The 25,367-nt window shown below is 55.3% G+C and carries 13 protein-coding genes and 1 pseudogene; 7 read left to right on the top strand and 7 right to left on the bottom strand.

Annotated features, from left to right (window positions below):
• Positions 1 to 513: 513 nt before the first annotated feature.
• Together N0B28_RS12680 and N0B28_RS12675 are read left to right on the top strand one after the other, a co-directional pair.
• Positions 514 to 4,992, top strand: coding sequence for a DUF3883 domain-containing protein (locus N0B28_RS12680; RefSeq protein ID WP_153338038.1), 4,479 nt, complete (start codon positions 514 to 516; stop codon positions 4,990 to 4,992).
• Positions 4,993 to 5,214: 222 nt separating this feature from the next.
• Entirely contained in the window at positions 5,215 to 5,616 is a 402-nt protein-coding gene (locus N0B28_RS12675; RefSeq protein ID WP_153338037.1) for a helix-turn-helix transcriptional regulator, read from the top strand.
• 167 nt (positions 5,617 to 5,783) lie between these two features.
• Here N0B28_RS12675 and N0B28_RS12670 read toward each other — a convergent pair whose 3' ends face one another.
• A complete protein-coding gene (locus N0B28_RS12670) occupies positions 5,784 to 6,002 on the bottom strand; it encodes an antitoxin Xre/MbcA/ParS toxin-binding domain-containing protein (protein WP_153338036.1) in 219 nt (72 codons plus the stop codon).
• Positions 6,003 to 6,333: 331 nt separating this feature from the next.
• On the bottom strand, positions 6,334 to 7,476 hold the full coding sequence (locus N0B28_RS12665; protein ID WP_153338035.1) for a hypothetical protein: 1,143 nt from the start codon (positions 7,474 to 7,476) through the stop codon (positions 6,334 to 6,336).
• Between the two features lie 178 nt (positions 7,477 to 7,654).
• Here N0B28_RS12665 and N0B28_RS12660 point away from each other — a divergent pair, with 178 nt between their 5' ends.
• Entirely contained in the window at positions 7,655 to 7,930 is a 276-nt protein-coding gene (locus N0B28_RS12660) for a hypothetical protein (RefSeq protein WP_153338034.1), read from the top strand.
• Between the two features lie 578 nt (positions 7,931 to 8,508).
• Here the strand turns inward: N0B28_RS12660 and N0B28_RS12655 are convergent.
• Positions 8,509 to 12,456, bottom strand: coding sequence for a hypothetical protein (locus tag N0B28_RS12655; RefSeq protein ID WP_275731993.1), 3,948 nt, complete (start codon positions 12,454 to 12,456; stop codon positions 8,509 to 8,511).
• Positions 12,457 to 12,898: 442 nt separating this feature from the next.
• Positions 12,899 to 15,706 carry a UvrD-helicase domain-containing protein gene (locus N0B28_RS12650; RefSeq protein WP_218584371.1) on the bottom strand — a complete coding sequence of 936 codons (2,808 nt, stop codon included), beginning with the start codon at positions 15,704 to 15,706 and terminating at the stop codon, positions 12,899 to 12,901.
• A gap of 162 nt (positions 15,707 to 15,868) precedes the next feature.
• Between N0B28_RS12650 and N0B28_RS12645 the strand changes: the two are divergent.
• Positions 15,869 to 16,103: pseudogene (locus N0B28_RS12645) on the top strand (transposase); the annotation flags it as partial.
• Between the two features lie 170 nt (positions 16,104 to 16,273).
• Here N0B28_RS12645 and N0B28_RS12640 read toward each other — a convergent pair.
• Together N0B28_RS12640 and N0B28_RS12635 are read right to left on the bottom strand one after the other, a co-directional pair.
• Positions 16,274 to 17,215, bottom strand: a complete 942-nt coding sequence (locus N0B28_RS12640; RefSeq protein WP_153338032.1) for a hypothetical protein — start codon at positions 17,213 to 17,215, stop codon at positions 16,274 to 16,276.
• A gap of 195 nt (positions 17,216 to 17,410) precedes the next feature.
• A complete protein-coding gene (locus N0B28_RS12635) occupies positions 17,411 to 17,629 on the bottom strand; it encodes an MbcA/ParS/Xre antitoxin family protein (RefSeq protein WP_152897788.1) in 219 nt (72 codons plus the stop codon).
• Positions 17,630 to 17,880: 251 nt separating this feature from the next.
• On the opposite strand from N0B28_RS12635, the gene N0B28_RS12630 reads away from it, so the two are divergent.
• From N0B28_RS12630 to N0B28_RS12620, 3 genes are read left to right on the top strand one after another with little or no spacing between them, the layout of a single operon-like run.
• Complete coding sequence (locus N0B28_RS12630) at positions 17,881 to 19,887, top strand: ABC-three component system protein (RefSeq protein ID WP_152897789.1); 2,007 nt, start codon at positions 17,881 to 17,883, stop codon at positions 19,885 to 19,887.
• Between the two features lie 2 nt (positions 19,888 to 19,889).
• A complete protein-coding gene (locus tag N0B28_RS12625; protein WP_152897790.1) occupies positions 19,890 to 20,477 on the top strand; it encodes an ABC-three component system middle component 1 in 588 nt (195 codons plus the stop codon).
• Complete coding sequence (locus tag N0B28_RS12620; RefSeq protein ID WP_275731989.1) at positions 20,474 to 23,488, top strand: AAA family ATPase; 3,015 nt, start codon at positions 20,474 to 20,476, stop codon at positions 23,486 to 23,488. Before N0B28_RS12625 ends, N0B28_RS12620 begins: the two co-directional genes overlap by 4 nt.
• 314 nt (positions 23,489 to 23,802) lie before the next feature.
• Here N0B28_RS12620 and N0B28_RS12615 read toward each other — a convergent pair whose 3' ends face one another.
• Positions 23,803 to 25,329 (bottom strand): IS66 family transposase, encoded by a 1,527-nt coding sequence (locus N0B28_RS12615; protein WP_275732055.1) that lies wholly within the window; start codon positions 25,327 to 25,329, stop codon positions 23,803 to 23,805.
• Positions 25,330 to 25,367 lie beyond the last annotated feature (38 nt).

Genomic DNA, 25,367 nt, shown 5'->3' with positions numbered 1-25,367 from the left:
AAGGCCAATCTTATCGAGCGACCGTTAACCTTCGCAACCACTGCTGTTGCGGACGCGGGGCGGAGTACGGATGTACTCCTCAAGCCACTTCGTCACCCAGAGCGCCGTCGCAATGGGGGGGTACCCTTCTCAACGAGACCGCTGTAGCGCCACATGTGACTCGGCTACAGGCCAGAGAGCCGTGAACCTACTTGTAGACGGCAGCAGCGCAGTTGTTGTCGGCAAGAGGGCAAGGCCTGCAGCTAGCACCACCACCAGCACCAATTTCCACCTCCATCTAAGGCGTGACGTATCCGCCCCTTGCGGAACTCAACTGGTATCCAAGCGAGGCTGCATGCCCCGCCGCCCAACAATCCTCAAACCTACCGTACTCAAGCTCCTTGGTCTGCACTGAGCTCTCGAGCAGCGGCGCGTTAGTGCGTCGTGCACTACAAACCATAACCACCATGGAACTCGCATCGAAGCGAGTCTATGATCGGCTGATCTCAAAGTGCCTTTATGGAGTAGTCCATCATGGACGAGCAACTCGGACGCTTGCACGCTTCAGCCTGCTTTAACTCAGCCTCCACTTTCAAGGAGCCAACGCTGCGCAGCAAAGCGTATGCGAATGCCGCACTCACCGAGTTTGTAAAGCTTCAACGTGAGCAGCCAGAAATCCTGACCACCCTGCTCAAGGGGGGAAATCAAGGGGCCAAACGGCTGAACACCGACCCTTATCAAGGGCTTCGTGAGGTTATCCAGAATGCTGATGATCTGAATGCTACATCTGTGCAATTTGGTGTACAGACTTTCAACGGCAGTAAGCGGCTGGTCATCGTCCATAACGGTTTGCCCGTGGAACTGCCCCACGTGCTACCAATGATCTACCCGTTCTACTCCACCAAGCAGCAATCAGCGGATCTCAAAGGTCGGTTCGGCATCGGCCTGAAAACCCTAACGCAGCTTGGCGATAATCTGACAGTCCACAGCGCGCCCTTCCATTTCGGCTCACGCGATGACCACGTGGCCATGGTGGAAGAGGCCGAGCCTATCAGGGACTTTTATGATCCCCTCGCCGACCACACGATGGTCAGCGTCGATCTCTATCCAGACTACGACCTCGCCTCTCTGGAAGCCTGGTTTGATGACTGGGCCCCCAGTGACTTGATCTTCCTGGATAACGTTCGCGCTATCACCTTGCTTGACCTGGATGAGGGTATCTCGTTAAAGCATCTAGCGATCCAGCAGACTCAAACCGACCGCCACTTCAAACTGTTACTCGGCAAGCACCAGAGCAGTGTCATCCACTCAACCTTCTCGGTGGACGACGGTCTTTGGGAGCGCTTCGTTTGTGAAGTGAGGGTTCCCGCTGGAAAGGCACGCGCTGCCAAGGCAACCGGCGATTCCACACCCATTGGTGTGGCGATGCCGGTGAACGGGAGTGCTCGAGGACGGATCCATGTAGCGCTGCCCACCAAGATCCACACCAATGCTGCATTCTCTCTCGACGCACAGTTTGACCCTTCAACCTCTCGGGAAGACATGATTCATGGCGCGTGGAATCAGTGGCTGACCGAAGCATCCGGCCAGTTTCTAGGTGAGCTGGCCATTTATCTGGCGCAGCAACGCAATACCCTTGCTTGGTTAGCCGTTCCTGTCGGGGCGAAGACAGACAGCAGTTCGGACTGGCTCAACAAATTGTTCCATGAACAATGGAGCAAAGTGATAGAGGCCTTCAAAGCTTGTCCGACTCTCATCGATGGCCGCTATGCGCTGAGTCAGATTTCTTATTGCGATGAGTCGATCGACGGGATGCTGACAGAAGCTGACCACCTCGCGGTGAGCGGATGGCCAATGCTGCCCGAGTGGATGCGGGACAGTGACGGGCGTTGGCGGGTCGTCCTAGAAGCCCTCTCCGTTTCACACTCGCTGGAACTCGAGGATGTGTTCGAACACTGTGAGCGATTCGAGCAAAAGTCTCCGTCATGGTTTTTGGACATGGCTTTAAAATGCCTTGAACTGGACGAGGACTACCTGCTGCTCGATTCTCAATGGGTACCACTTGCAAGCGGGCAACGTACACAAGCCAAGGCCGAAGACGAGGCCGACTCCTGGCTAACAGGGCAGCCACCCGCGATTGGATTTGCAGCCCGCCATCATCTGACAAATGTGGTTCACCCTCTTCTTCTCTCCACGCCATATGCGCCCCTTGTCGCATGGCTATCAGAGAGCGCGAATTACAAGGCAGACGTAGTCGCCCAGGACGTGCTTGAAGCGTTTGCCAGGCGCTTCTCGCAAGACCCGATTGCAGCCGATAAGCAAGACCTCCTCGATCTGCGAGACCTGTTCGAGCACGTCGACACGAAGAACAGTCAGTTGGGCCAGGAGGTGGGCGCGGCACTGCTAATCGACGCGTTCAGTCATGTTGCACTCGAGGATGGTCGATCAACCGTTACGAAGGTGCTCGCCTCCCCGACTAGCGTGTATCTGCCAGCATCCATCGCTGATTCGCAGGACACATGGTCGAAGGCCGCGGGCACCACTCCTGAGCTGCTGTGGGCGTCTGCCAGCTACGCCGAGGTGTTCAAAATCAGCAGAGCAGAACAAAGGGGCATCCAAGGCGAGTCAGTCACCACAACTCGGAAGCGAGGCGTGAAGCGATTTCTGTCATTGCTTGGCGCCGAGGTTTCTCCTCGCCTCGTTGAGGTCGCCACGGACTCCGCACACATCGTGCTTGCCTCTCAGAGTGCCGCTCGCCGCTTCCTGGGCCGGGCGCGTGGTGGACTCGCGCGCGATTTCGTCTCGCCCGATCTTGATGCCGTCATCCGTAACATTCGCCAGAGCCCAATCCAGCCGGTATCACGGAGAGGACGGAAATCCCGTGAGTCGGCGCAAGCGTCCGCCCCCACGGCCGTTGAGAGAGCGATAGCACTTTTTCGCTGTATCGACAGCAACTGGATCACCTTCGAGCCGTACAGCAGAACCTTTGCCTACCGAGAAAGCGGAAGGAGTGATAGCTCACCAGTGCCCACTACTTGGCTCGCGAGATTGATTGATAATGCCTGGTATCCCAACTATGCAGGGACACCGTGTAGACCAACCACCCTCATTGTTGAGACGAAGGTCACGCTCGCGATGTATGAGCATCACACGGATTTTGCCAGTGGCTTGACCGAAGCTGACGCGAATAGCGAATTTGCGCGTGCGCTGGGGATGCGCGTCAATCCGCCCGTTTCACAGCTGGTGGCGGCTCTTGAGCGTGCCAGAAACACATCTTCATCTGACGAAGTCAGCCTGATGAGGTTATACAAGGCCCTGGCTGGCCATTGCCCACAGGGCGCCTCCACCGTCGCGCATGAGGCGATGATAGGCGACATGCAGGCCGGGAGTCTGCGTGGGAAGTTCGGCATTCAGCGTTCACATAAAGGGCTCATTGCCCCGTGCGTCACAACCGCTAGGCACAGCAAGGAGTGGTTCAGCATGCGAGCGGTTTTTGCCGGCAAAGACATCTTTCATGGCAGACAACCTTTCGTTCTGTATGACCGCAGCCTCACTCCATTATGGAACGCACTGGGCATCATTCACCCGGACTTGAAAAGCTGTATCAGAGAGCTGGAATCCTTGGCCAAGACCGCCTACGACCCCAAGCAGGACGCATTGTTGCTCGACATCTATCGGCACATGGACAGGCAGCTGGATAAAGCGACTGCCGCAGATAGACGAAGCCTGAGCCTCCTGCCATTACGATCGGGCGATACCTGGACAACAAAGCGCCCACTGTATTTCTCACACTACTCAAACCTCAAATCCGACAGGATCGCCTTGTGGACGCCACCTTGTGCGGCTGACACCATTTCTCGATTCGTAAACGCCGCAGGGCTGGAGAGGCTCCCATTCGCTGCAGCCGCCCCTGCGATAACGAACGCGACCCCTGACGTGCTCGAGTTTCGTTTCCAAGCTGCGCTTCGCATGCTCAAGGCTGACCTTGCGAGAGAAGATGAACGCTCCTACAAGGCGATGGAGCCCTGGAGTCGTTTCGACAACGCCCGACTCAAGATGCACCTACCAGGTCAACTCATCGTTAACGCCGCCCCAAAGGGGGCGCGGCAAATTCCAGTTCAGCTTCACGCCTATTCCGATTATTCCGGCCTCGCGGTGCATTTCGACGACGAAAAATTCATCGGGAGGAGCGAGCATGGCGGCATCGCGATCGCGGGTCTGGGAGATGGAACGTGCATGCGTGAGATTGCGCTTGCCTGGGTGTCTGCCTGGGCTGCCAGTGAAGACAGTGAATACATTCCCGACATCAGCCTAGCGACTGATGCTGTGGAGACCAGTCTTGATACGTTGATCGCGGAACAGGAAAGGTTGAGTGGCAATAATCGTAAGCGGGTAATCAAGCGGGATGCTGGTACGATGGCTACTACGGACAGTGCTGAGCGCCCTATTCAAACCCGTAAGCTCAAGGCCCTGCCTCACGAATTCCAATTCACCGTCGAAGCCGTTGATGGAAGCGATCTCGCACACAAAGGGCCGCAGCCGCGCAAAACCAGCCCGCTGCTGAATCCATCTCCTACACCCAAAAGGCCATCTCCACCCTCGGCTCCAGAAACCGCTTACAAACAGTACTCATCAGCAGAATTGCAGACCAAGGCTTGGGCTTATTTGGAAGCTTCGATGCAGCGGGATGATGCTGTGCTTGTGGATTTACAGTCCTACAGAGGAATCGGCGCTGACGGGGCTCTGGATCAGAGCACCTTCATCGAGATGAAGTCGTTCGCCCGCGCAGCTCCTTCAGAGATCACTCTGACTGAAACCGAGTTCCGTCGCGCAGAAGCAAGCAAAGCCAATTTCTACCTAGTGATCGTATCTGGGTTGGAGGAGGGATTCGAGACTGAGCTGCGTATTTATATCAATCCTACCAAAAACCTTCCCTGGACGCCCAAGGGTCAAGTATCCATAGGTGGACTGGCTAAAGGAGCTGCCTTGGTGCTTAGGGAAACGATGGACTAACCAAGCTAAGTTAGCTGATCTGTTCAATCAGCTCGGGCATCCGGCCGCACCGGAATGCTTGCGAGCTGATTCTCTGCAGCTCCAAGAATGCCGAGTAAGCCCGTTCCTCCAGCCAAGCTGGTGCTAGGGCGTCTGTGATACGCTCAGATGCTCTACGTAGGGTCTTTCCGCAGCTGCAGGCGTGTGGGATTCCTGCTCGGCTCACCCTGGTCAGGTGTTCACATGTCGCTCAAAATAGGCTTTGCCAACGTACTGAAAACTTTGCGGATCAGCCGAGGCCTAACGCACAAGCAAATGGCCGAGGCCAGCAGCCGTGGCTACATGTCGAAATTGGAACAGGGGCTATCAAGCCCTACCGTCGACAAACTAACTGCCATCAGTGACACGCTGGGGCTGAGCCCTCTGACACTTTTTACTCTGACATTGAGTGTGGAGAGCGGACAGCCCATTGATAGCCTGGTGCAGCGACTCAAGGCTGACGTGGCAGACCTTGAGGCCCATGACGCCCTCAAACATCTGGGGGTCTCTTCACTCCCAAGTATCAATGTGCAAAAGGCCGCTCAGTCCCGGCGGCTGGAGGTTGCTCGCCCTTCCCCTCAAGCTGAGCTGTGCTTCGCCGAGTAGCTAGTGCTGAGATTGCTTCGGGGTCAAAGTCCAAGACCAATCGAGAAAAGGTGTCCCCGGTTGTCGGCAAGCTCAGGCTTCAGCGTGAGCATCGGAGCGTGCGATACAGTGGTGGTCGTCCCGGCCCATTGGCTAGATGGATGCTTGAATATTTCAACCGAGGTCGATCAGGCAACGAATCCATGCTCCAAACGCCTGGCATACTCGACAGCGGTCTCAGTCTCCACACTGCTGGTGACCATGCAGGCAGGGGCTTTGCCGCCGAATGCTTTTATCGGACGTGACATCCAGTGCATGGCTGCGTCGATATCACCGCCATACAAGCGCTTCGCGGCGTCGAGCACTTCCAAATAACGGGCCTGTTGATCGGGGGGCAAAGTGCTCATGAGTACGCTCCTTCTACGGTCTGATCCTAGACTACACCATCGCCATCCGCTCACTGCCTCTCCCTTATAGGCGAGCCTGGTGCCAGTTTCAGGCGTGCCTGTTACTACGATCCCTGCAGGTGGTTACGTTGGCCTGAGGCTGGCGTCTCAGAAAATGTGTAAACCAGTTTTTTGACGTGTAAAGCGCGGTGGTTTACACATCAAAAAATTGGTTTACACACGGGGTCGAGGCCGGTTTCAAGCTAGATATTCACTTCTCTCCAGGATTCCCTCCCCGTACCCCACTACGTATCAGCACGCCTTGACTCAAGTCCAAAACACCATGGTTTTGTCATTCGCATGCTCGCTGGAATTGCTCAGCAAACAGAGGCAGATAAAGCTCAGATTCGGCTACTTGCCACCAAACCTTGTTCTCATCCTTGTCGGTGAAGGCCAGTAGATCGTGCGCCAGAAAGACCTCAAAGCCCGCCCTCGCGACCTTGTCCTCGGCGCTGAACTCGTAAAGTCCGGCTTGGGCGAGTAGTTTTTTGACGATCAGCGGCAGCAACCAGGCGGAGAAAATGAGGTGGTTATGGCGAGGCCAGATGCTTCCCTTCTCACCATTTACGGGGCCGTGAGCTGCGGCGTTACGAGCGGCACAGAAATCGTGAACCCAGGCGTCGAGCGCGCGATTTACGTGCTTGTCCCAGTGCTTGCACCACCACTGTTCGTCCAGGCTCCCTTTATGCCAGATGGGCGGGTTCGGTAGCTCATCGAAGTGTTCGTTGATAGCTCTGCGGAAGGCAGCTTTGTCATGCGGAACGTCAAGCAGTGTGTCTATGGCGACCCGCATCAGAATCAGTTCGGATCGTTCATCTATGGATGACGCATCGGTATTGGCTCTGAGGAAGGAAACGACCGCTTCGTCGATACGTTCCTTAAGCTCCCCAACAGGTAGCTTGAGTAGTGCTTCAAGCAGTGGGATGTCGAGCGTAATTCGCGAGCTGTTGTCGACGTGGTAGGGGCGAATGAACTTGAGCCCTCCCCTGCCCGCCAGCATGTTTTGTGTTCCACCGTCACGCCGGCGCGTGGTCACACAGGAATGAGCTTGTGACGCGACATCAAACCGCTGCGCAACGACCTGGAGTGTGTCGGCGTTGCAGTAGTCGAAAGTGGAGCACAGCGACCGACCTACCAAGGCAGAGAATGCGAGATACGAACACTGAACCAGTCGCTGCTGGATCTGGGCATCCGAGGCTTCAAGGCCCGGTGTGTCTTCGTCCCAAATGATGACCGCGGCTTGCTGGATTGGCTGTGAAGGCTGAGAGCCGAACCCTCGATCGCCGTAGTTGCCTAGTACGCCGTCGAAAGCTTCCTGCGGTATGCCCAGCAACTCACCCGGAAGTCGACCTCGCTCGTAAGGGATCAAACGAAGATCTGCTATTCGCACCTCTTTGGTAGCAGATACCCACGGTAGAAAGAACACAACTGCCATAGCCCCTCGCTGCACTTGGTCATAAGATTGAAGAATCTTAGCTCAGCATCGCCACCGTATTCGCCTTCATTCCGCAGCAGACTCTTGCCTCGAAAGCTCCCCAATGTAGCGACAAGCTGGACAGCCAAGTGGTATCGATCTTCCAGGCGATTGGTATTCCTATTCGATCCTGGACGGGATGATTGCCCACGACGCCGGCTGTGCAAATGCGGCTGCGGAATTCTTCGTTACAACGCTTATGAAGGACGGCTGGTCATCGAACACATCGCACCGGTTGGTGACAGAGACCGACTGGCAGCACCGGATGTATCGAGCATGGAGCGTTTTGAACGCCGAGAACCGCGGGATCGCAACGGCGCTCGACTATGAGGTGTACCAGAACTATTGGCCAAATCTGGAGTTTTGCGCGGATGGGTTTGAAGGGAAGATGGAGCGTTGGATCGCCTGGGCTTGAAGGCGACGCACTGTAGATCGCTTGCTCGGTCACCTGTCACTGACAAGGCACTTTGAAAAATCCGAGCCCCCTACTCTCCTGAGCGCTCAAGCCTCGGTCGAGCAAGCTCATGACCGGGGACGTGCTCGATCCAGGTGATCCCACCGGTTCGAAATGATCTGATAGCAGTCACGGAAAGCCTGCACGCACGATCACATTCAACACTAGGCAGGCCACCTGGGAAATTGCACCTGACTTGACCAAGCGTTTTCATCCTACTTGACCACCTGGCTGCATTCGACTTGACCAGCCATTTGCATCGGGCTTGAACAGCGCACGGGTACGCCTTGACCGGCAGGTATCAACCCGTTGCGGACGCTCATTCCCGGTCGCTAGCTGGCGGCGCGCGCCTTCATCAATCGCGCCGGTTAGCCCCACACGACCGTAGCTGGAACTCAGGGTCTAAAGGCATAAGCCTCGCAAACGATCCTCGCTCACTCTCCAGACATTTCAATGAACGCCTGGACGAGCGGCTTAGAAATCGTGAACCCAGGCGACGCTGTATGGTGGTTGCTAAGCTGCTACCTTCAACGGTCAGGCTAGAGCCATCCGTTCTCAGATGTCATGGATGAAGGCCTTGTGGTCGCGATGATGACGCCGTCCTCTGAGGTCACCGTTGCCAAGTACCCCTCAGATTTCATAGCGTTGACCAACCTCCGGTTTGAATCGGTGTTTCTTACCTTGATCTTCTTGACCTTCGCGCTTACGGTTTTGAAGTCCTCATCGTCGAGCAACCCTAGAGCTGCAGCAACGTCCGGCCACTTCATCCCTGGAAGACATTGTGTCAGCATTTCAGAGCGATGCTCCGGGATGAGGCTTGCGTTGCGAACCAGATGTCGCAGCACAGGCGTCAGCGAATCAGCAAACCTTTCGCCAGCTTGGTTGGCTAGCGCAGATACACGGCCGAGCTCAGGAACCGCTTCGGGTTTGCTTTCAATCGTCTCCAGGCTAAGCCCTGACCACATCTGAATTTTCAGTGTGAGTGGCAACGCTTTGCTTCTGCTCAGCGTGAGCATCGAGTTGAGTTGGAGCGAGCCGATATCGATCTCAGCTTTTGCTAGATCCCACCGTTCAACCAGGTACTGGCCTTCGAGGTGTGGGCAAGTATTCAATACGATGTCCCTGACCTCCGAGCTGTATGGAAGGAATGATGAGGCCACCAGCATGACCCAGCGCCCCGCAGGTAAGACCGCTTTGATCATTGATAGATCTTGGAGCACGACTCCATCGAGCAGTACCTTGAGCACGTCATTACTGATGCTGGGTGAGCTCAGAAGATACTGTTGCAGCGCCCAGTCTGTGCTCGTTGACTGCCACAGCGTTTCCTTGAGAGCCGATGCATTCCGAGCGATGAAGGCGGTGAACACCGTTGTGGGTTCCGATCCGACTTCCTCGCCCGAAACGTGGCGGTCTGGCGCAATGAGCTTCTCAAAAAAGATCCACACAGCGTCGGCCTTGGCCACCAGGCGATCACTTTCAAGTGCCTTTGCCCAAAGATGTCTCGGGGCGTCATTGAGTGTGTGCAGGTCACAGGTCGTGTGATCGAAGAGTCGATTTGTCAGGTCGTCATCTGTATCCAGTTCTGCTAGTAAACTGGCCAAGGAATCGCTTGATTCATCCAGGACAGCGGACTGACCTAGCAATGCGCTACCGAGCTCATCGGCGTGTGATAGCAGATAATCACCGAGCCCATTGATGCCCAAAGCCTGCAGTCTACGCAGAGACACGATGCCCACATCTGCAGGTTCGGATTTGGCGTCTGTGGAATGCTGTCCAGCTTCCGACTTCGCGCAGATCAGCGATAGCATTGGCAGGTTGATCTTGATGCAGCGCCAGTCGATCAGCCTTTCGAGGTCTGCGAGACTCATCATATGGCCCAGTGAGGCAAACTGGACTGGGTAAGCCCTGAGCCACGCCCAAGCTCCCACATTGCTCTCTAATCCTGGCATCAGTCGTGATACATCTTCCAGCCAATCGATCGTAGGAACCAGATCCGTTGAAGCGCCATCGGCAAGGGTCTTGAAGTCGGATTCTGACAGGTTGTCGGCGATGACTTTGACGAGGGACTGACGAGCCTCGCTTCCTTCAAACACCCCGCCAGCGTCCCCCGTGTGCCTGGCGTCGAAAAGGCTCTGAAACAGTTTGGGTTCTAGGCGGTACACGGCGCGGATAAATTCAGCCCCTTCTGTTCGGTTCAAAAGATCGCGTACAGCGACGGCCATTCGTTGGGGGTGTTCGTTTAGGCCGCTCTTAAGTATGTGGCTTAGCTGGGAATCTGCTGAGTTAGTTGCGAACGAGGTTGGTCGGGCGCTGAGACAGGCGATCAAGTCGACGATGATCCCCCTGCCCTCGTCTAGCTCGTCGCTCTTAAGCTTCTCCAGCACTGTACTCGGGCTATCGACAGGCGTGGATACCTCAGGCAGCACGCCACGTCTAAGCGAAAGGATCAGATCTTTGTCACCAGGTGTCAGCGAACCTTGATAGAAATAACCAAGGTAGTCCGTGTAGTCGGCGTCGAGGAAACCATGCAGCATCAGATAGCTCACGACGTCCAAGCCCAGGAGATTGTTCCTTACGACGTTTCCATAACCTTTGCTGACCGCGGTCTTGAACGACATCCTGATGACCTGATCCGATTGCCTCTCCACCGCTGCGATTTCCTCCGCGATGGTGCTAAGTCGCCGGCCAAGCAAAGCATGGCGCTTTTCATAGGATGTAGCGTTGAGTAGCTCATCCTTTGGGACATTCCGAGATGGGTTTCTGATTGACCGACCATAGTCATCCACGACAACCATTGAGAGGGGCCCGGCTTGATTCATTAATACGTCGAACACCTCGTCGGTCACGAACTGCTGAGGCGTGTACCGAGTACCAGCGATTAAGACATGGGTTGCCATGTCGATCTCGGCTAATCGAAGAAGCGCAAACCAAACGTAGGCCCTCAGCTCAGTAACATTGTTGGCCAGTTCGAAGATCCGGTCATCTCGCTCACGCCGCAAGTCATCAAGCCGCTTGGCATTGGCGCTGTTCTCCTGGGTTTTCCAGGCAGCCAGTCCCTTGATGACGCCATAAACCGCCCCTCGGCGTTTGACCAGGTCGGCGTACGCTCCGGGATGCAGATTTCGAACGGCGACAATCGCAAACAGCTTGTCTGGCTCTAGGCGTAGGCCGCTGGCAAGGATATTTGAGAACATATCGAATTCATTGACGATATTTTTCACCAGCCGGAGGTCATCGATGTAGTAGCAGACCGTCTCCACCAATCGACGGTCAAGATGTTCGCCCAAGGGTTTCGATTTGAAGGTTCGATGGTTCAGCAGCTCCATCATCTTTTCTTGGGAGTTTTCCGAGTTGATCACGGGGATCACTGGGATGATGAGGTCAAAAAACTTGGTTTTCTCGCCGACGACGAACATTTCATCGCGCAGCGCGTAGACGAAATAGACGGGGCGTTTCACCTGAGGTGATTGCTTGATAATGAAATTGATTTCTCGCAATCGGGTGAAGACGTCATGGATGCCGAACCGATCGAGATCCTCAATGATCACTACGTCAATGCTGCTGCGTTCAAAGCAGTAAATGATCTCATCGATATTTTTGTGCAGGACGGAGCCATGGTGGGTGGTCTCCAATTTCCCGCCTTTGAGCGTCAACCCATCGATACTGAAAAGCGAACACAACCTCAGACACGTGTGTAGCAGGAATATGCACCCTAACAAGCCGATCCCGACGGCCAGCGGGCTCGGGATCAACAGCAGCCATTCCATGAGCCAAGTCGGTTCGATCTTCGGCAGCTTTTCTGCCACAGGAACGTAAAGTCTCAGCGCTGCCAAAATGAGGGCGCCATAGCAGAGCGTTTTCCACCAGATCTTCAGGCCGGAAGCCTGATCGATCCTCTTAAGGCGGGTCTTGGGAAGCGTCTTTGCTGGGACGGCGTACAGGAGCTGCTGGACGATCGTCTCCTCGATCCGAGCAACGAGATCGGACTCAGCCTTGTTTGCCTCGGATTTAGATTCCGGCCCTGCCTTGGTGGAGGATTCGGAGGGCCGCGGAGAATCCGAGGCCACGTCGGTATCGCTAACAAGCTCAGACGCCCCGGAGATTTCGTTATCCTTGCCGAAGGTAGCCAACGAAACAAACGCGTAGACAAACTCTGGGTGGCGGTGGACGAAGGTGCGAAGCACGCTGCTCTTCCCTGCCCCGTACTCCCCCGTAATAGCGATGTTCCTGACTTGATCGTTCCTCAGACCGTTCAATAACTCCCGCTCATACCGCTCTATCTTGCCAGGCTCAATGAGCACTGGGGTTAGCGGCTGGAACAGATTTTCATGAGTAGGTGTGGCCAAGAACGCATATGCGGCCTTATAAGCAGCGACGACCGCGCAAGGGTATCGCTTCAGGGCGGCCAGCTTGCGGCGAGTCTCGTTGTTCCAGACGATATAGGCATGTACTGCCCGGTGATAAATGGCGCGCAAGCGAATGAACATCCGTGTCTCCAAGCAGGCTGGCGGCTACCAAGCATTCATCTGCCGAAGACTGAATGATCGATCTTGGGTCTGAGCGGGAAGGTGAACTTCCGGTGAGCCTGATACGAGGATTGGGATGATAGCTCACGGCCATCTTCGCCTGCGAACCCTTTGTTCACCAGGCAAGAGCTAGGCGCTAGTTTACCTCTGCACTATCCGCACGCATGACCAGGCCGGGAAAGGATTAATTAGGCTGAGAAGAACGTTATTTGGGCTGGCCTAGCCGGTGCTGCCGGATCGAGAATCTTGGGAGCTTGGACGTCGTGTGCATATGGAGTGTCGGTGAGCAGCTAGTCGTCAACAGAAGATTCCCATAAGCATGCGCGGTGAATGACTTGTTGCCCGCGCATACCCTCGCCTGCAAAATATCCAAGCTCATGGTGGAAGCTCACGACTGACGTCCCTACATGCGTTTCCTCTGCGGCTTGTATTTGCACCTGGGATAGGTTGAGCAGGATTGGAATTCTCCGTACGGCCCTCGTCGCCATATCAGCTCCCCTACCTTACAGCCTGGACAGACAGGCCCTTTGGCCTTGGCGGGAGCTTGCGCAGCCACCCCGGCAGAGGCCCTATCGGACTTGAGTTCAGAGGACGCCGGCTGTGTTATCGCTCGTCCGTTGTCATCACAGGGGGCTACGAAACCTTCATCGATCAACTCTTGCAGGAAAGATGAGCGGCGTCCTGCGACTGTGAACATCGCAACGCTGCGCCTTGCCCTCGTCAGTGCGACGTAGAAAAGCCGGCGTTCCTCGCTGGAGGGAAATGTGTCGCCCTGCGGCATAACCAGGGAGAACAGCGGGTCGTCAACTTTAACGTTTGGAAACCCGCGCATGACCATGCCGGGCAGAATCACATAGTCAGCCTCGTCACCCTTTGAGGTGTGCACGGTCTTGAACCTGAATGCCATGCGATCCCCAAACCGTTGCTGCCAATCGTCACTCAGGAATTTGGCGTCCAGCTTGTAGCGCCCCAATACGAAGACGTTCACTTTACCGCCTCGCCCCAAAGGCACTCTCCCCTCGCAGATCTGCTGGTAGAGACGCTCGACATACATATCAACCGCTTGGGCTACCTTGTTTCGGTGTCCGACCTGTATAGCCTGGAAAGCGGGCCCGATGGCCTCCGTCACAGAGTTCACGTTCTTCTGGAACTGCGCAGGGTTCTTCGATACGAATCGGCTTGAGACGTCACAAATGGCCTGCGGGCATCTGAACGTCGTTTCAAGCCGGAGAACCTGGCCATGGCCATACCAGGGTTTAAAACCTGTCATGACGGAAACGTCAGCGCCCGCGAAGCGATTGATCGATTGCCAGTCGTCCCCAACGGCGAACAGAAACCGATTAGGCTGCCGAACGAGAGCCTTGCAAAGTCGGGCTCGTGCTCGCGATGCGTCCTGATACTCATCGGCCATAACCAGGTCGTACGGCGACCGGTGCCCTGCTTCCAAATACCCTGCAGCCTTGTTAATCATGTCTTCGAAGTCGATTCCGTTCTCTGCGGCCAAGGCTCCGTTCCATTTCTTGACTACAGGAATCAACAGGTCAACGAACATCTCGAACCGGTACTTGAAGGCCCCACTGTCCATTTCGGCCAAGCGAGCCATCAAATCCTGTTCCGTGTAGCAGTTGCTTTTGAAGTGGGTGATGAACGTCCGGATCAGCCCGAGCATGTCGGCATGCTTGATGGGTTCCAGACCATTGGAAGGGATCGGTCGATCAGGGTTTGGATCGAGCTCGATGCCCCTGTCGGTGAGCTCTTTTGCAAGGTGGGTGAACGCTTGCCCAGTGCGGACTTGATGCGAAAGCGTTTCGATCAGACGTGTTCCCTTCTGCTTGTGGATCTGGCGCTTCCACGCCACCCCGTCCAAGTATTTCTTGAACTGCTCAGGCGGCTGGCCATCTTCGTCCAGAGCAAAATGCTCATGGTAGAGATTTAGACCTGGGTAGAAGAAATCCGGGAAGTACTGACGATGTTCTGACGTCGCAGTCGGGTGCTCGTACTCACGCTCGTACTGGTAGTCAACACCGTTGTAAAAAAGCCAGTTGGCGATGATGCACTCTTCCTGGCTGGCCACCTCCTCGCCTTTTAGGGTGACCAGTTTTCCCTCGCCGTCCGAGTTTGTCGTATCAAACAGCTTGTCTTTACGCGAAAGAGGCAGGTGCCGGCCAAACACTAAACGGAAAATGTCCCAACGCGTACGGAATGCTGGAGACTTGTCTTTGAGGTCATCAACGATTTCGCCCAGCTTGGCCAACGCGAGATGCTCTTTACGCGCCCAGGCGGGTACATGAGGTGTGCTGCCGGTAGCCGAACCTATGATCTTCAGCCCTAACGAATGGAATGTCATGGCTGCGATCTCGACGCTAGGCTGGCCAAGGCGCTCAAGAGAGGCATTGGCCCGAGCTTGCAGCTCTGCAGCAGCATCCTTGTTGTAAGCCAGCATGACGATCGATGTGGGGCTGACAATCCCCCGGTGCATGGCATAGATAGCCTTGGCGACCATGGTGGAGGTCTTGCCAGAGCCAGCCGATGCGACAACCTGAACCCGATTGTCAAAGCACACCACTGCCGCCGCCTGCTCGTCAGTTAAAGGCTTACTTTCTACCTTGTCGAAAAGCTCCCGGCAGTCACTAAGCTCTCGCTTCGTGTGCAGCTTGTTGCGCTCTTCCCATGTGCTCGCCCAATCGGACATCCACCGTTCGATGTCGAGCTCAGCTTGGGTATACCCATCATTCAGATGAGCCCTCACCTCTGGGGTTTCAAGCAGCTCTTTCAGCGCCGCAACGCTCAACTCCAGGGTTGGTTTGCTACGCATTAATGCTTGCTGGTTTTCATGGGTGAGCCAGCGGTGCTTTTGATCAGCGGTTGCTAGGGTATGATCAACTTCTGCGAGCCACTCGGACAGCTTGGCATAGTAGGAATCGAAGCGTTGGCAGCGGGATCGTTTGAGTAGATCGCCCACCGCACGGTGCAGAGCTGGAGCGCGTAGGTTCGACAGTCCACCAAAGCGCACGCCGGTGCCTGCAGGCCACACCAGTTCCGACCAGAGCATGCGGCTTTTGATTTCAAAGCTTGGGAGCGTTTCAGGCGTTATGTGGTATTGCTCTCCACCGACGGCCACAACAAGACGATCGCTCTCGACGAGAAGACGCCAGTTGGCTGATCTAGTCAGCAAGCGCCCTAGCCTGGATGGCGCCCATTCCAAAAACATACACGATTCCTACAGCCAAATAGGCGCGATTCTATCCCAATCTTCAGAGGTTTCGGACGCGCGCGTTGATAGGGGCAGCTCTCTGGTTTATTACCATCCCAGTCGTATCGCGCTGTCGAATACTGCGACCAATGACTAATCTTCAGACTTGTGATCATGCGCCTGGGGCAGCAGGTCGTCCACGCTGATGAAACACCGGGGCACATGCTAGCGCCGGGCACAAATAAAACCCACCGTTCCTATGTGTGGGCCTACGCCACCAGCCAGTTCTCGGACAGGACAGCAGTGGTTTTTGACTTCAATTCCAGTCGCCGCCGGAGAGCATACTCGCAACTTTCTGCAAGACTGAAGGGACAGGCTGGTCTGCGATGATTTTGGGGGCTACAAGGCCAGCTTCTAACTCGGCGTGTCCGAGCTGGGTTACAGCCTGAAACGCCGGATGGCGCTGTCGCGCTATCTGGATGATGGACTTTTTTCGGCATTCCGAGCAGTGGCTAAGGTGCCACTAAACTACGTCGGAGAGTCGTGCTCGATCAGGCCATGGATGAGGCTGGGATATAACCGACCTCAACGCACAAATTTGGTACTGGTCTTGTCTAAAAATCCGCCCAACGTGCTCGCTACCGTCTGCAGCTCTGCCTCAAGCCCAGGCCCTTTCCCTACAAATGAATCGCTGAAGAGTTTTACCAGAACCTCCAATGTTGAGATGGCTGAAGGGAGCGTGGATGCATACAGCTTGAACGCCGTCGCCGCATCCAGATTGATCGAACCGACTCTCGGAGAAAAAGGTACGGCGTGCTTCTCTACCACACGACCAAAATTCCTATTCGAGCTAGCGATGACAGGGGCGAGCATGACCCACGCGTCCGGCATCATCTTTAGCGATTGCTTGTTAATGACATGATCCGCATCGAGGGTTGAGTCAAAAGTCTTAAGCAGGCGCCACTCTTGCTCCCCTGCATTTTCCCATGTGGTTGCACCAGCCGATGAGGACGCTGCCAGACAGTCTGCGGCCAAGGCTCTGAATTCACTGACTTGCTTGGCTCGGCGCGCTGGGAGCATTTTCTTGCGAATCAGCTCTCGCTCCAAGGACTGGGCTACATCTTCGTAAACTGTCGCGGCAGCGTCCAGCACGCTCGCAAGCCCTCTATCTCGCCGAAGGTAATTCAGCCACCAAACCATAAGCTCCCTGTAAGGTGAAGTAGCCTTAACCCAAAGGAAGGAGGCGCCTACCATCTTTTCCGAGGAGAACGTCTGACTGACTGTGATAATCGCATCAGTTGTAATGGGCCAGATCGTTAAGCATTCAGTTCCCGCCCAATCATAAAGCTCATTTTCAGAGCTGAAAGCTCCGGGTAGCGCGCTAAAGGAATCACCATGCTCCACAACTGTCTTTACTGAGGTTTGGAAGTTTAAATAGCAGTAGACATGATGATCCCACCTTGCTTCGGTTGCTAAGGCCGCATGTTCCATGTGCTCAACCAAGGTTTGGGTCAGTGAGGATGCCATGAAGATTATTACCTGATCTGCTTTGAGTAGTGGTTCGAAAAACTTGAATAGATCGCATCAGCTTGACTGTGCGCCGAGAGATATTGCGCACATCGAATCTGGAGCGAGAATTGTGACAGATGGCCTTCTGGTGGAGGCTTGATGGTTAGACGATGTGGGCGGACGCGACCAGCCCATTGCAAGGTCAAAGCTTCTTCAGGCCACAAACCCATACTCCAGGCGCCTGATCAACTCGATGACCGCATCCGTTTCCACCCTGGTTGCGACCATGGCAGCAGGAGCGTCGCCGCCAAACGTTTTCAGTGGACGTGACATCAAGTGCATGGCGGCATCAAGATCCCCGTCGAACAGACTCTTTGCTGCGTTGAGCACCTCCGAATAGCGGGTGTGTTGATCAGGGGGCCAATTGCTCATGTGTCCGTTTTCCTTCGGTCACTGTGGCTCAGGTTAGCATTTACTAGCCCGCGACGGGCCCCGCCGGGCAAGCTATTGTTGGGATCCCGGCTTCAAACCTTAACCTTCAGGCGTGCCTAGTACCCCGGTGAAATCAATGCGCTAAGGCATCAATTTATATAAAACCACAGTTCCTTGAGCGAAGCCGTCTCGCTACTATATGGCATACTGCCAGTTGTGCCCGATGCACCTGCCGCTTGAAGGGATTCTCTATGATAAAAAGGTTCCGGCTTGAGCAAAAAGGCCGCTACGAAAAGCTGGTAATTGCTCGGCGTCTATCCGATATGCTGGACAAGTACCTGGACGGGCGTCCTGCCCCTATGTTCATAGGTGCCGAACAGGGTGGAATCCCTCAGTGGGACGACGTAGTCGTTCAGCATACCGAGGAGCATTGGGAACACCTACAAATCAAGCGGCAGACCACTTGCTTCAGCGACAAACACGTCGACAAAGAAGCCTTCCTGCAGTCCCGCGAAAAAAAGGCAAAGGGCGATAAGGCTGGTGAAGGCTCCAAGCCGTCTGATCCAGTCGATGATGCCGATGTGGCAGTCGATACCGACGCAGCCAAGGATCCTGCTGACGACCAATTCGATTCGGAGCTCGAAAAAGTAATGAAGAGCTTGGCGTCCTGGCAGGCACCAGCGAGCGGCGCAAAACCTTCGAAACGTACCTTCACGCTGCACCTCCCCGGCCTTGACGTAGCGATCAAAGGGCATAGCAAGGCACATATCACTACCATTAATCATCTGCGTGAGTTTTGGGACTCATGCAACAAGGACGGGCTTAGCGTCGGTGATTTATCCCAGCGTGATGACAATCCAACCCAGAGGGTCTACACATGGCTTACGACCTGGTGCGGATTCAGGGACTGGTCGCACGTCGTTGAAAAAATGCAGATGCTCAGCATCGAATCTCTGGGGGATGAGACCGAGCTGGAAACGGCCGCGCTTGCTTCTCTTGACAGACATTTTCTAAATTCGCGCACGACCCTAAGCCTTCTTATCGACTACATCTCTGATAACACCACTGACACCAACGTAATCAGCTGCTACTCAGCTGCAAAGCAGCTACAGAACATGCTCCGTCCCAGTTTTCAAACCTGGACTCAATACCTACTTAACCCTCTAGGTCAAGATTGGACAGTCACGGGCACGCACGACCTCGACGGCCCTGACACAGGAGGCTCTGTAAATCCTGCCAGCCAGGTAGTGAGTCATCATTGGAAGGAGGGTGCATTCAACAGGCAGCTTCGGCTACACGCCGGGTACCGCTCTCCCTCCCCCGGGGTCACCGCCCTACCCTCCGCCATTCTCCGGTTGGCTCTGCACCTAAAAGCCGGGAGCCACGGCCTACTGCTCGGCGAGCCCGTATGGCGTCAAGGCGTAGATCAAGAGCTAGGCAGCACCCTCGGAATCGGGGAGGCTGACCTTGATGACCTCCCGTGGATCCAGAATACTGAGTCACTGTCCTGCGGGCTTGGTCGCCCAATTACATCGCAGCTAGACAATCGCCGAGAGTCAGCTGCGCTCCATGACGCGATGAACGAAGTGGTATGGCAGCAGTTGCAGAACCGGGTCGAGCAAAAAATGGCCAAGATCACTGACCTGGATTTACTCACTGCCATGGAAGCCATGTGGCGGGAGTGGAAGCCTGAGCTATCAGCAGACCAAACGGCTCGGCAATCCCTTTTCGAACAGTTGATGTATCCACAAACAGAGGGGTTGGATGCGAAGCATGCATTGCGCATCGGCCCTCGTACGCTGGAGCTCCTTGAAGTCGCAATCCTGATGCTGATGTTGACATGCGTGGGGCTTGGTGGCGCTGATGCGCACTGGCGCGCAATTCCACCAATAGGAGACATTCTTAGCATCGCTTTGCGCCATTGGTCTGGCGGCGCTACAGACCGTGGTGGCCCGAGACTAATAAGTGAGGACAGCTTGCGGGTTGTGCTAGGTCAGTCGCCGGCCCCTGTGGTCGTTCTGTCAGGAGTGGAGGCCTCTGCCACATGTTTACGTGATTCAGGAATGGCTGACGATAGAGCAGCGGAACATAGCATGGCCGCCGAGCGCCAGCCCCGCCTGTTGATTACGCGTTTCCAGGTCTACAGCCAACTGCAAAGAGGCACGCTGACGTCGTTGCAAGAATATTTCAAAAAACAATGGAATGAATGGCTTATTGAGCGCGACGCGGCCATTAACGCTTGTGGAAAGGGGCAGTGATCATGATGACGCTTGAAGATTTGACGACGGCGATAAGCCAGCGCGCTGAGAACCGATACCAAGTGCAGGCTGCTGAAGCAATCGAGCTGCCGGATGTAGACCATCCTTCGACCATTTTACGGCTCAAACGCCAACGCAATACGAATGCAGGTTGGCGCACTGTATTGTTGATTGAGGTGCCGTCAAGCTCTCTGCAAGCGGCCTATCAATGGTCTGCTGATATCCGGGATGTTTTACCGGAGCCTGAAACATCCGATCTTTATATGTTCATGTTGATTGGCGACATTTCTGATAACGAGGCGGCTCGTATCGAGACCGATGACCGTTTTTGTCGCAAGGTAGTGGCGCGTCAGTTGGAGGACGCCCTGGATTTCCTTGATCGCACCTTCCTGGCTGCGCTAGATCCTCCTGGTAACGTAGAAACCTTGAGTGATCCTCTAATTTCAGCATTTAAGGCGATGGTCAAATCTCACCCTTGGACAGGTCGGCACATGGCTGTTTGGAAGACAGAGCTGCTGTCTACAGCCAACGGAGGAGATGTGGTGCAAATCTTGAGTGATTCGGTGATCAGCAGCGAGAACCAGCAATGAGCAAGCTTGAATCCATCACCCTAACGAATCTTCGCAAATTTGGTTCCAACGTCACCATCGAACTGAGTCCTGGAGCGACCATTTTGCTCGCTCCCAATGGCACCGGGAAAACTACCGTATTCGAAGCTATAGAATTGGGGCTGACCGGTAACATCTCTCGACTGGGAGAAAATATTCTCCATGCCGTTCGTGATAACGAATCGTGTGCCGATGTGAGCTTGAATTTCGCTGGGCTGACGGTGAGTTCTCGCATTAATGAGTCGGGTCAGGTCAGCCAAGATGGTGATCTCAGCGCGCTATTTCCAAACATTCCGCCGACCGATATCCCTTTTCTCCTCCGGCTTACTCACCTGCTAGACCAGCGAGAAAACGGTTGGATTGTGCAGGCCGAAGAGAAGGAAGCAGGCTCGCAGCTGGCTCGCCTGCCACTCGGTCGGGACGGGGCACTAGCTCGCACCTCGCTTCCGGCGGTGCGACGGTCGCTGACAGAGCAGAAAAACCGTGAAGAGGATAACCTGCGGCTGTTTGAACAAAAGCTGATCGAGTGGAATGGAGTTATCCAGGAGCGTGATGTCGCCACCGTTGGTGCAGTGGGCGCCTTACGACCTCGCGATGACCTGGCTAGAGCCATTTCTCAAGTGGCGGAAAAGACTGAAAGTCATGATCAGCTCCCTTCAGGTTTACTCGTCCTGCCGGCGAATCAGGATAATCTGACAGTCGCTCACTCTGCGCTCATCGAGGTTCTGCGTCAAAAGGTAGAGCGTACGCAAGGACAAATCGCCGGCTTAGCAGAGACTGGTAACCTGGTCGAAAGCTTTGGCTTGATGCAGGCTCGCTTGGCAGCACTCAATGAAGAGCTCAAATCCTCCGATCTGACCTTGGAGGCACACTCTAAAGTTCGCTCTGATAATGCCACTCTTCTCCAAGAGCATCAGGCTAGCATGCTGGTTACGCAACAGGAGCGAATCAAAATTGACCAAGCTCTGGAGGGCCTGGTCAATGAAGCAAGCGCACGCCAACAGGTACAGCATCGCAATGGAGCGTTGACCCAGGCCGGTACTGCCGTAACTGCGGCGGAACAGCAATGTCGGACATTGCGCGAACGCCACGAAAGCAACCAAATGGTTCGCAACCAACATAGCCAATTCGATAACCAGCTTGTATCGCTCGATCAGGCAGAACTACGCCTCCGTGACGGTGAACGACTGGTTGTCCAGTGGGAGCTGTCGGAACAGCGTTTGAGGGCAAATCGCAACGAGGCAGACCAACTGGAAGAAGACTTGGAGCGTCTGCGGGCGGAGTTGGCTGAGCAACGTGCTGCGCTGGAAGGGTTCAAGGTAGTCGAGATGACCGCCAGGGCGGAGTATCAAGCCTTGAGTTCTTCTGCCGACACGATTCGTCAGGCAGTGGCCTCGATTGCCCAGCATCTGCCTCCCGACCTAGAAGATTGTCCGCTTTGCTTGGAACATCATGGGGCCGTGAAGCTGCAAGATCAGGTTGCCAAGGCGTTGAAGGCTATCGATCCTAGTCTGAAGGTCGCAGAACAGAAGTTACGGGCCGCCGCGCAGGATGTAAATTCCAACGAATCCGTAGTAACAACTGCGCTTGAGGCATTTCAGGCCTGTCAAACTGCACTTGCCCACTTGGGAGAAAGCCGCCAAGAGTTTGAGAGGGAAATTCAAGCGTTCCGTATTGATCCAATTCTGGCCAGCGATTCGGTTCCCTTGGCCAAAGAGTCTCTGAGGGTGCAGTTGGAAGGTGTTTCTGCGAGTCGACTTAGCCTCCTAGAGCGCCGCGCTGACCTTGCGCTTTTGATCCCGCAAGAGGAATTTGACCAGGCTCGCGCCGAATTCGAAGGTTCAGTCCATGCGCTTGATGAGGCACGCATCGAGTATAGCGACGCTTTGACCCGACGCGATCAGGCAGTCTCCACGCTTTCCAATTTGACAGCAGGTGCTCCTCTCGCTCGTACGCTAGAGGAACTCACCATTGAAAAGAACCAGCTAGATCTCCGTGTTAGCGATCTCAACGGCAAAGTGGGTACACTTCAATCAATACTCGACACCCAGCAAAGCCAGTTGATTGAATTAAGTAGCGTAGTTCGACTGAATGAGGAAGCCATACGGCAAGTCCAGAGTCAGATCACGTCCGTGCGCGCCAGCTGGCATGCGCTGGCACTTGAAGGCGATCCTCTGGTTGAGGCCGCTCAAGCTAGGGGGAACAGATTACGATCCGCAATGAGTGAGCTTTACGGTCACATCGCCGAGCTGGAAATCGTCGGTGTTGAAATAGCATCATGGGCCAAATTAAATGACTCGCAGATGGCGCAGCGTTTTATCGATGGCCTACGCCTGGATCGCACGGAGGAGGCATACGAGGCCTATCTCAAAGGGGCTATCGAAAACGCTCGGGGAGCCTTCAACCGGTTGTCCAAGCTCGCAGATGCCATGGATACCCTTGATGGGTCTCTGAAAAAAGAGATCGCCAATGTGCAAAAACATGTCAGGAAAGTCGAACCAAGATGGCGGGCCCTGCTAAAGCGTGTCGTTCGTGAGTCCAGATTCCATGACGCGAGCCTGAAATTCGTCAACACCTATAACCGAGATCGAGCTGGCGTATCGGTGCCATTGGGTAAGATCTCGGCGCCAGTACCCAACATTGCAAGCGAAGCTCAGCTTACTGATCTCCAGCTGACGTTCCTGCTCTCAATGGCCATGAGTCACCAATGGTCGCCATGGAAAGCACTATTGCTCGATGACCCTACACAGCACCACGATTTGGTGCATGCGTCCGCAGTCTTTGACCTATTGCGTGATTATATTGTTGACCACGGTTTCCAAGTCGTCATTGCGACCCACGACGCTTTGCAAGCTCGGTACTTCCTGCGCAAGCTTCAGAACGACGGGATCGAAGCAAAGATATGGTCGCTTGTGCCTACGGACAACGGCGTGATTGCTGAGGAGGGACAGCGCAGGCAGTCAGTGGGTGTGGCTCCATTTACTGCGGGTTAGCTTGCGCCAGCTGGTCTAAACCAGGTCGAGAAATTTGGCCTGGTTGCGGACTAACCACGAGAGCGTCATTGATTGCGTTTATCGTTGGTAAAGCCCACTGCCCAGCCAGTCGGAAAAGACATTGTCGCCCCGCTCCGGTCACATGCGAGTGGACGGCTATTGCATGGATAGCTAGTAACTCACCTTCTCGCCGCCTGCCGTTCGAGTCTACGTTTGTTTTTTTGCAACGATGAGGTACTCGAAGTAGTAAATGGACTTGATGAGGTGATGCAGATAATGCATCGTAAGCGTACGGGGAATACGCCTTGCGTAGATCAGCCAGGCATCCACTGATGCGGCAGTAGATGCTCGATCTCACTAGCTTTCTGCGTCGGCAATCGCGTCAGTACATCCTTGAGATACGCGTACGGATCATGCCCGTTCATGCGTGCCGACTGGATCAAACTCATGATCGCTGCCGCTCGTTTGCCACTGCGCAGAGACCCGGCGAACAACCAATTGGAGCGCCCAAGCGCCCATGGCCTGATCGTGTTCTCCACCGGGTTGTTGTCGATGGGTACGGCACCATCATCCAGGTAGCGCGTCAGCGCTACCCAGCGTTTCAAGCTGTAATCCAGAGCCTTGGCCGTGGCCGAGCCCTCGGGCACGAGGTCGCGCTGAGCCAGCATCCATTCATGTAACTTTTGTGCAATGGGCGCCGCTATTTCTTGGCGTAATCGCCATCGTTCTTCATCGCTCATGTCTTTGGCCTGCCGTTCGACTTCGTACAGCCCGCCGATTGAGTGCAGCGCTTGTTCGGCCAACTGGCTTTTGTTCGCTACATGCAGGTCGAAGAACTTACGGCGGGCATGCGCCATGCAGCCGATTTCGGTGATGCCCAGGTCGAAGCTGGCCTTGTAACCCGCGAAGTCATCACAGACCAGCTTGCCGTTCCAGGTGCCCAGGAAGTTGCGCGCATGTTCGCCGGCGCGGCTGGGGCTGAAGTCGTAGACCACCGCCTTGAGGGCCGAGTACGGCGTCGTGCAATAAGCCCAGACATAGGCTCGATGCGTTTTCTTCTCTCCGGGCGCCAGCATCTGCACCGGCGTTTCATCGGCATGCACGACTCGCTGAGCCAGCACCGCCTCGCGCAGTGCATCCACTAGCGGTTGTAGCTGTACGCCAGTTTGGCCCACCCACTGAGCCAGCGTTGAACGCGGGATCGCCAGGCCTGCACGGCCAAAGATCTTTTCTTGCCGGTACAGCGGCAGATGATCAGCGAATTTGGCTACCATCACATGCGCCAGTAGGCCTGCGGTCGGGATGCCCTTGTCGATCACTTGGGCCGGCACCGGTGCTTGGATCAGTGTTTCGCACTGGCGGCAGGCCCACTTTCCACGTACATGCTGCTCAACGGTAAACACGCCAGGTGTGTAATCCAGCTTCTCGCTGACGTCTTCGCCGATGCGCTGAAGCTGGCACCCGCAGACACACTGGGTGTTCTCTGGCTCGTGACGAATGACGGTACGTGGGAACTGCGGCGGCAGCGGCGCGCGCTTGGGCTTTTGGCGGGTTTCGTCCGACGTTGGGGCGGGACGAAGCGCGTTCAGTTCTGCCTCGATAGCCTCAAGGTCGGTGTTGAGCAAGTCATCCAGCAAGCTGCCTTGCGCTGGGCTGATCTGCTCGCTGCGCTTGGCGAATTTGTGGCGTTTGAGGATGGCAATCTCGTGAGAGAGCTGCCCGATGATCGTCTCGTCACGATGGATTTTTCGGCCCATGGTGTCGACCTTCGACAGCAACTGCGCAGCGAGTGCGCGCAGTTGTTCGGGTGTCATTTGGTCGAGATTGGGCGAGGAAGTCATGCCGTGGATTTTACCAAAGCGATCCACCTGCCACAGCT

Origin of the sequence: Pseudomonas sp. SD17-1, from assembly GCF_029201585.1 — a bacterium.
In the GTDB taxonomy this organism is placed as follows: Bacteria; Pseudomonadota; Gammaproteobacteria; order Pseudomonadales; family Pseudomonadaceae; genus Aquipseudomonas; species Aquipseudomonas palmensis.
The sequence above is the reverse complement of the archived record's forward strand: the minus strand, read 5'-3'. Positions and strand labels throughout refer to the sequence as shown.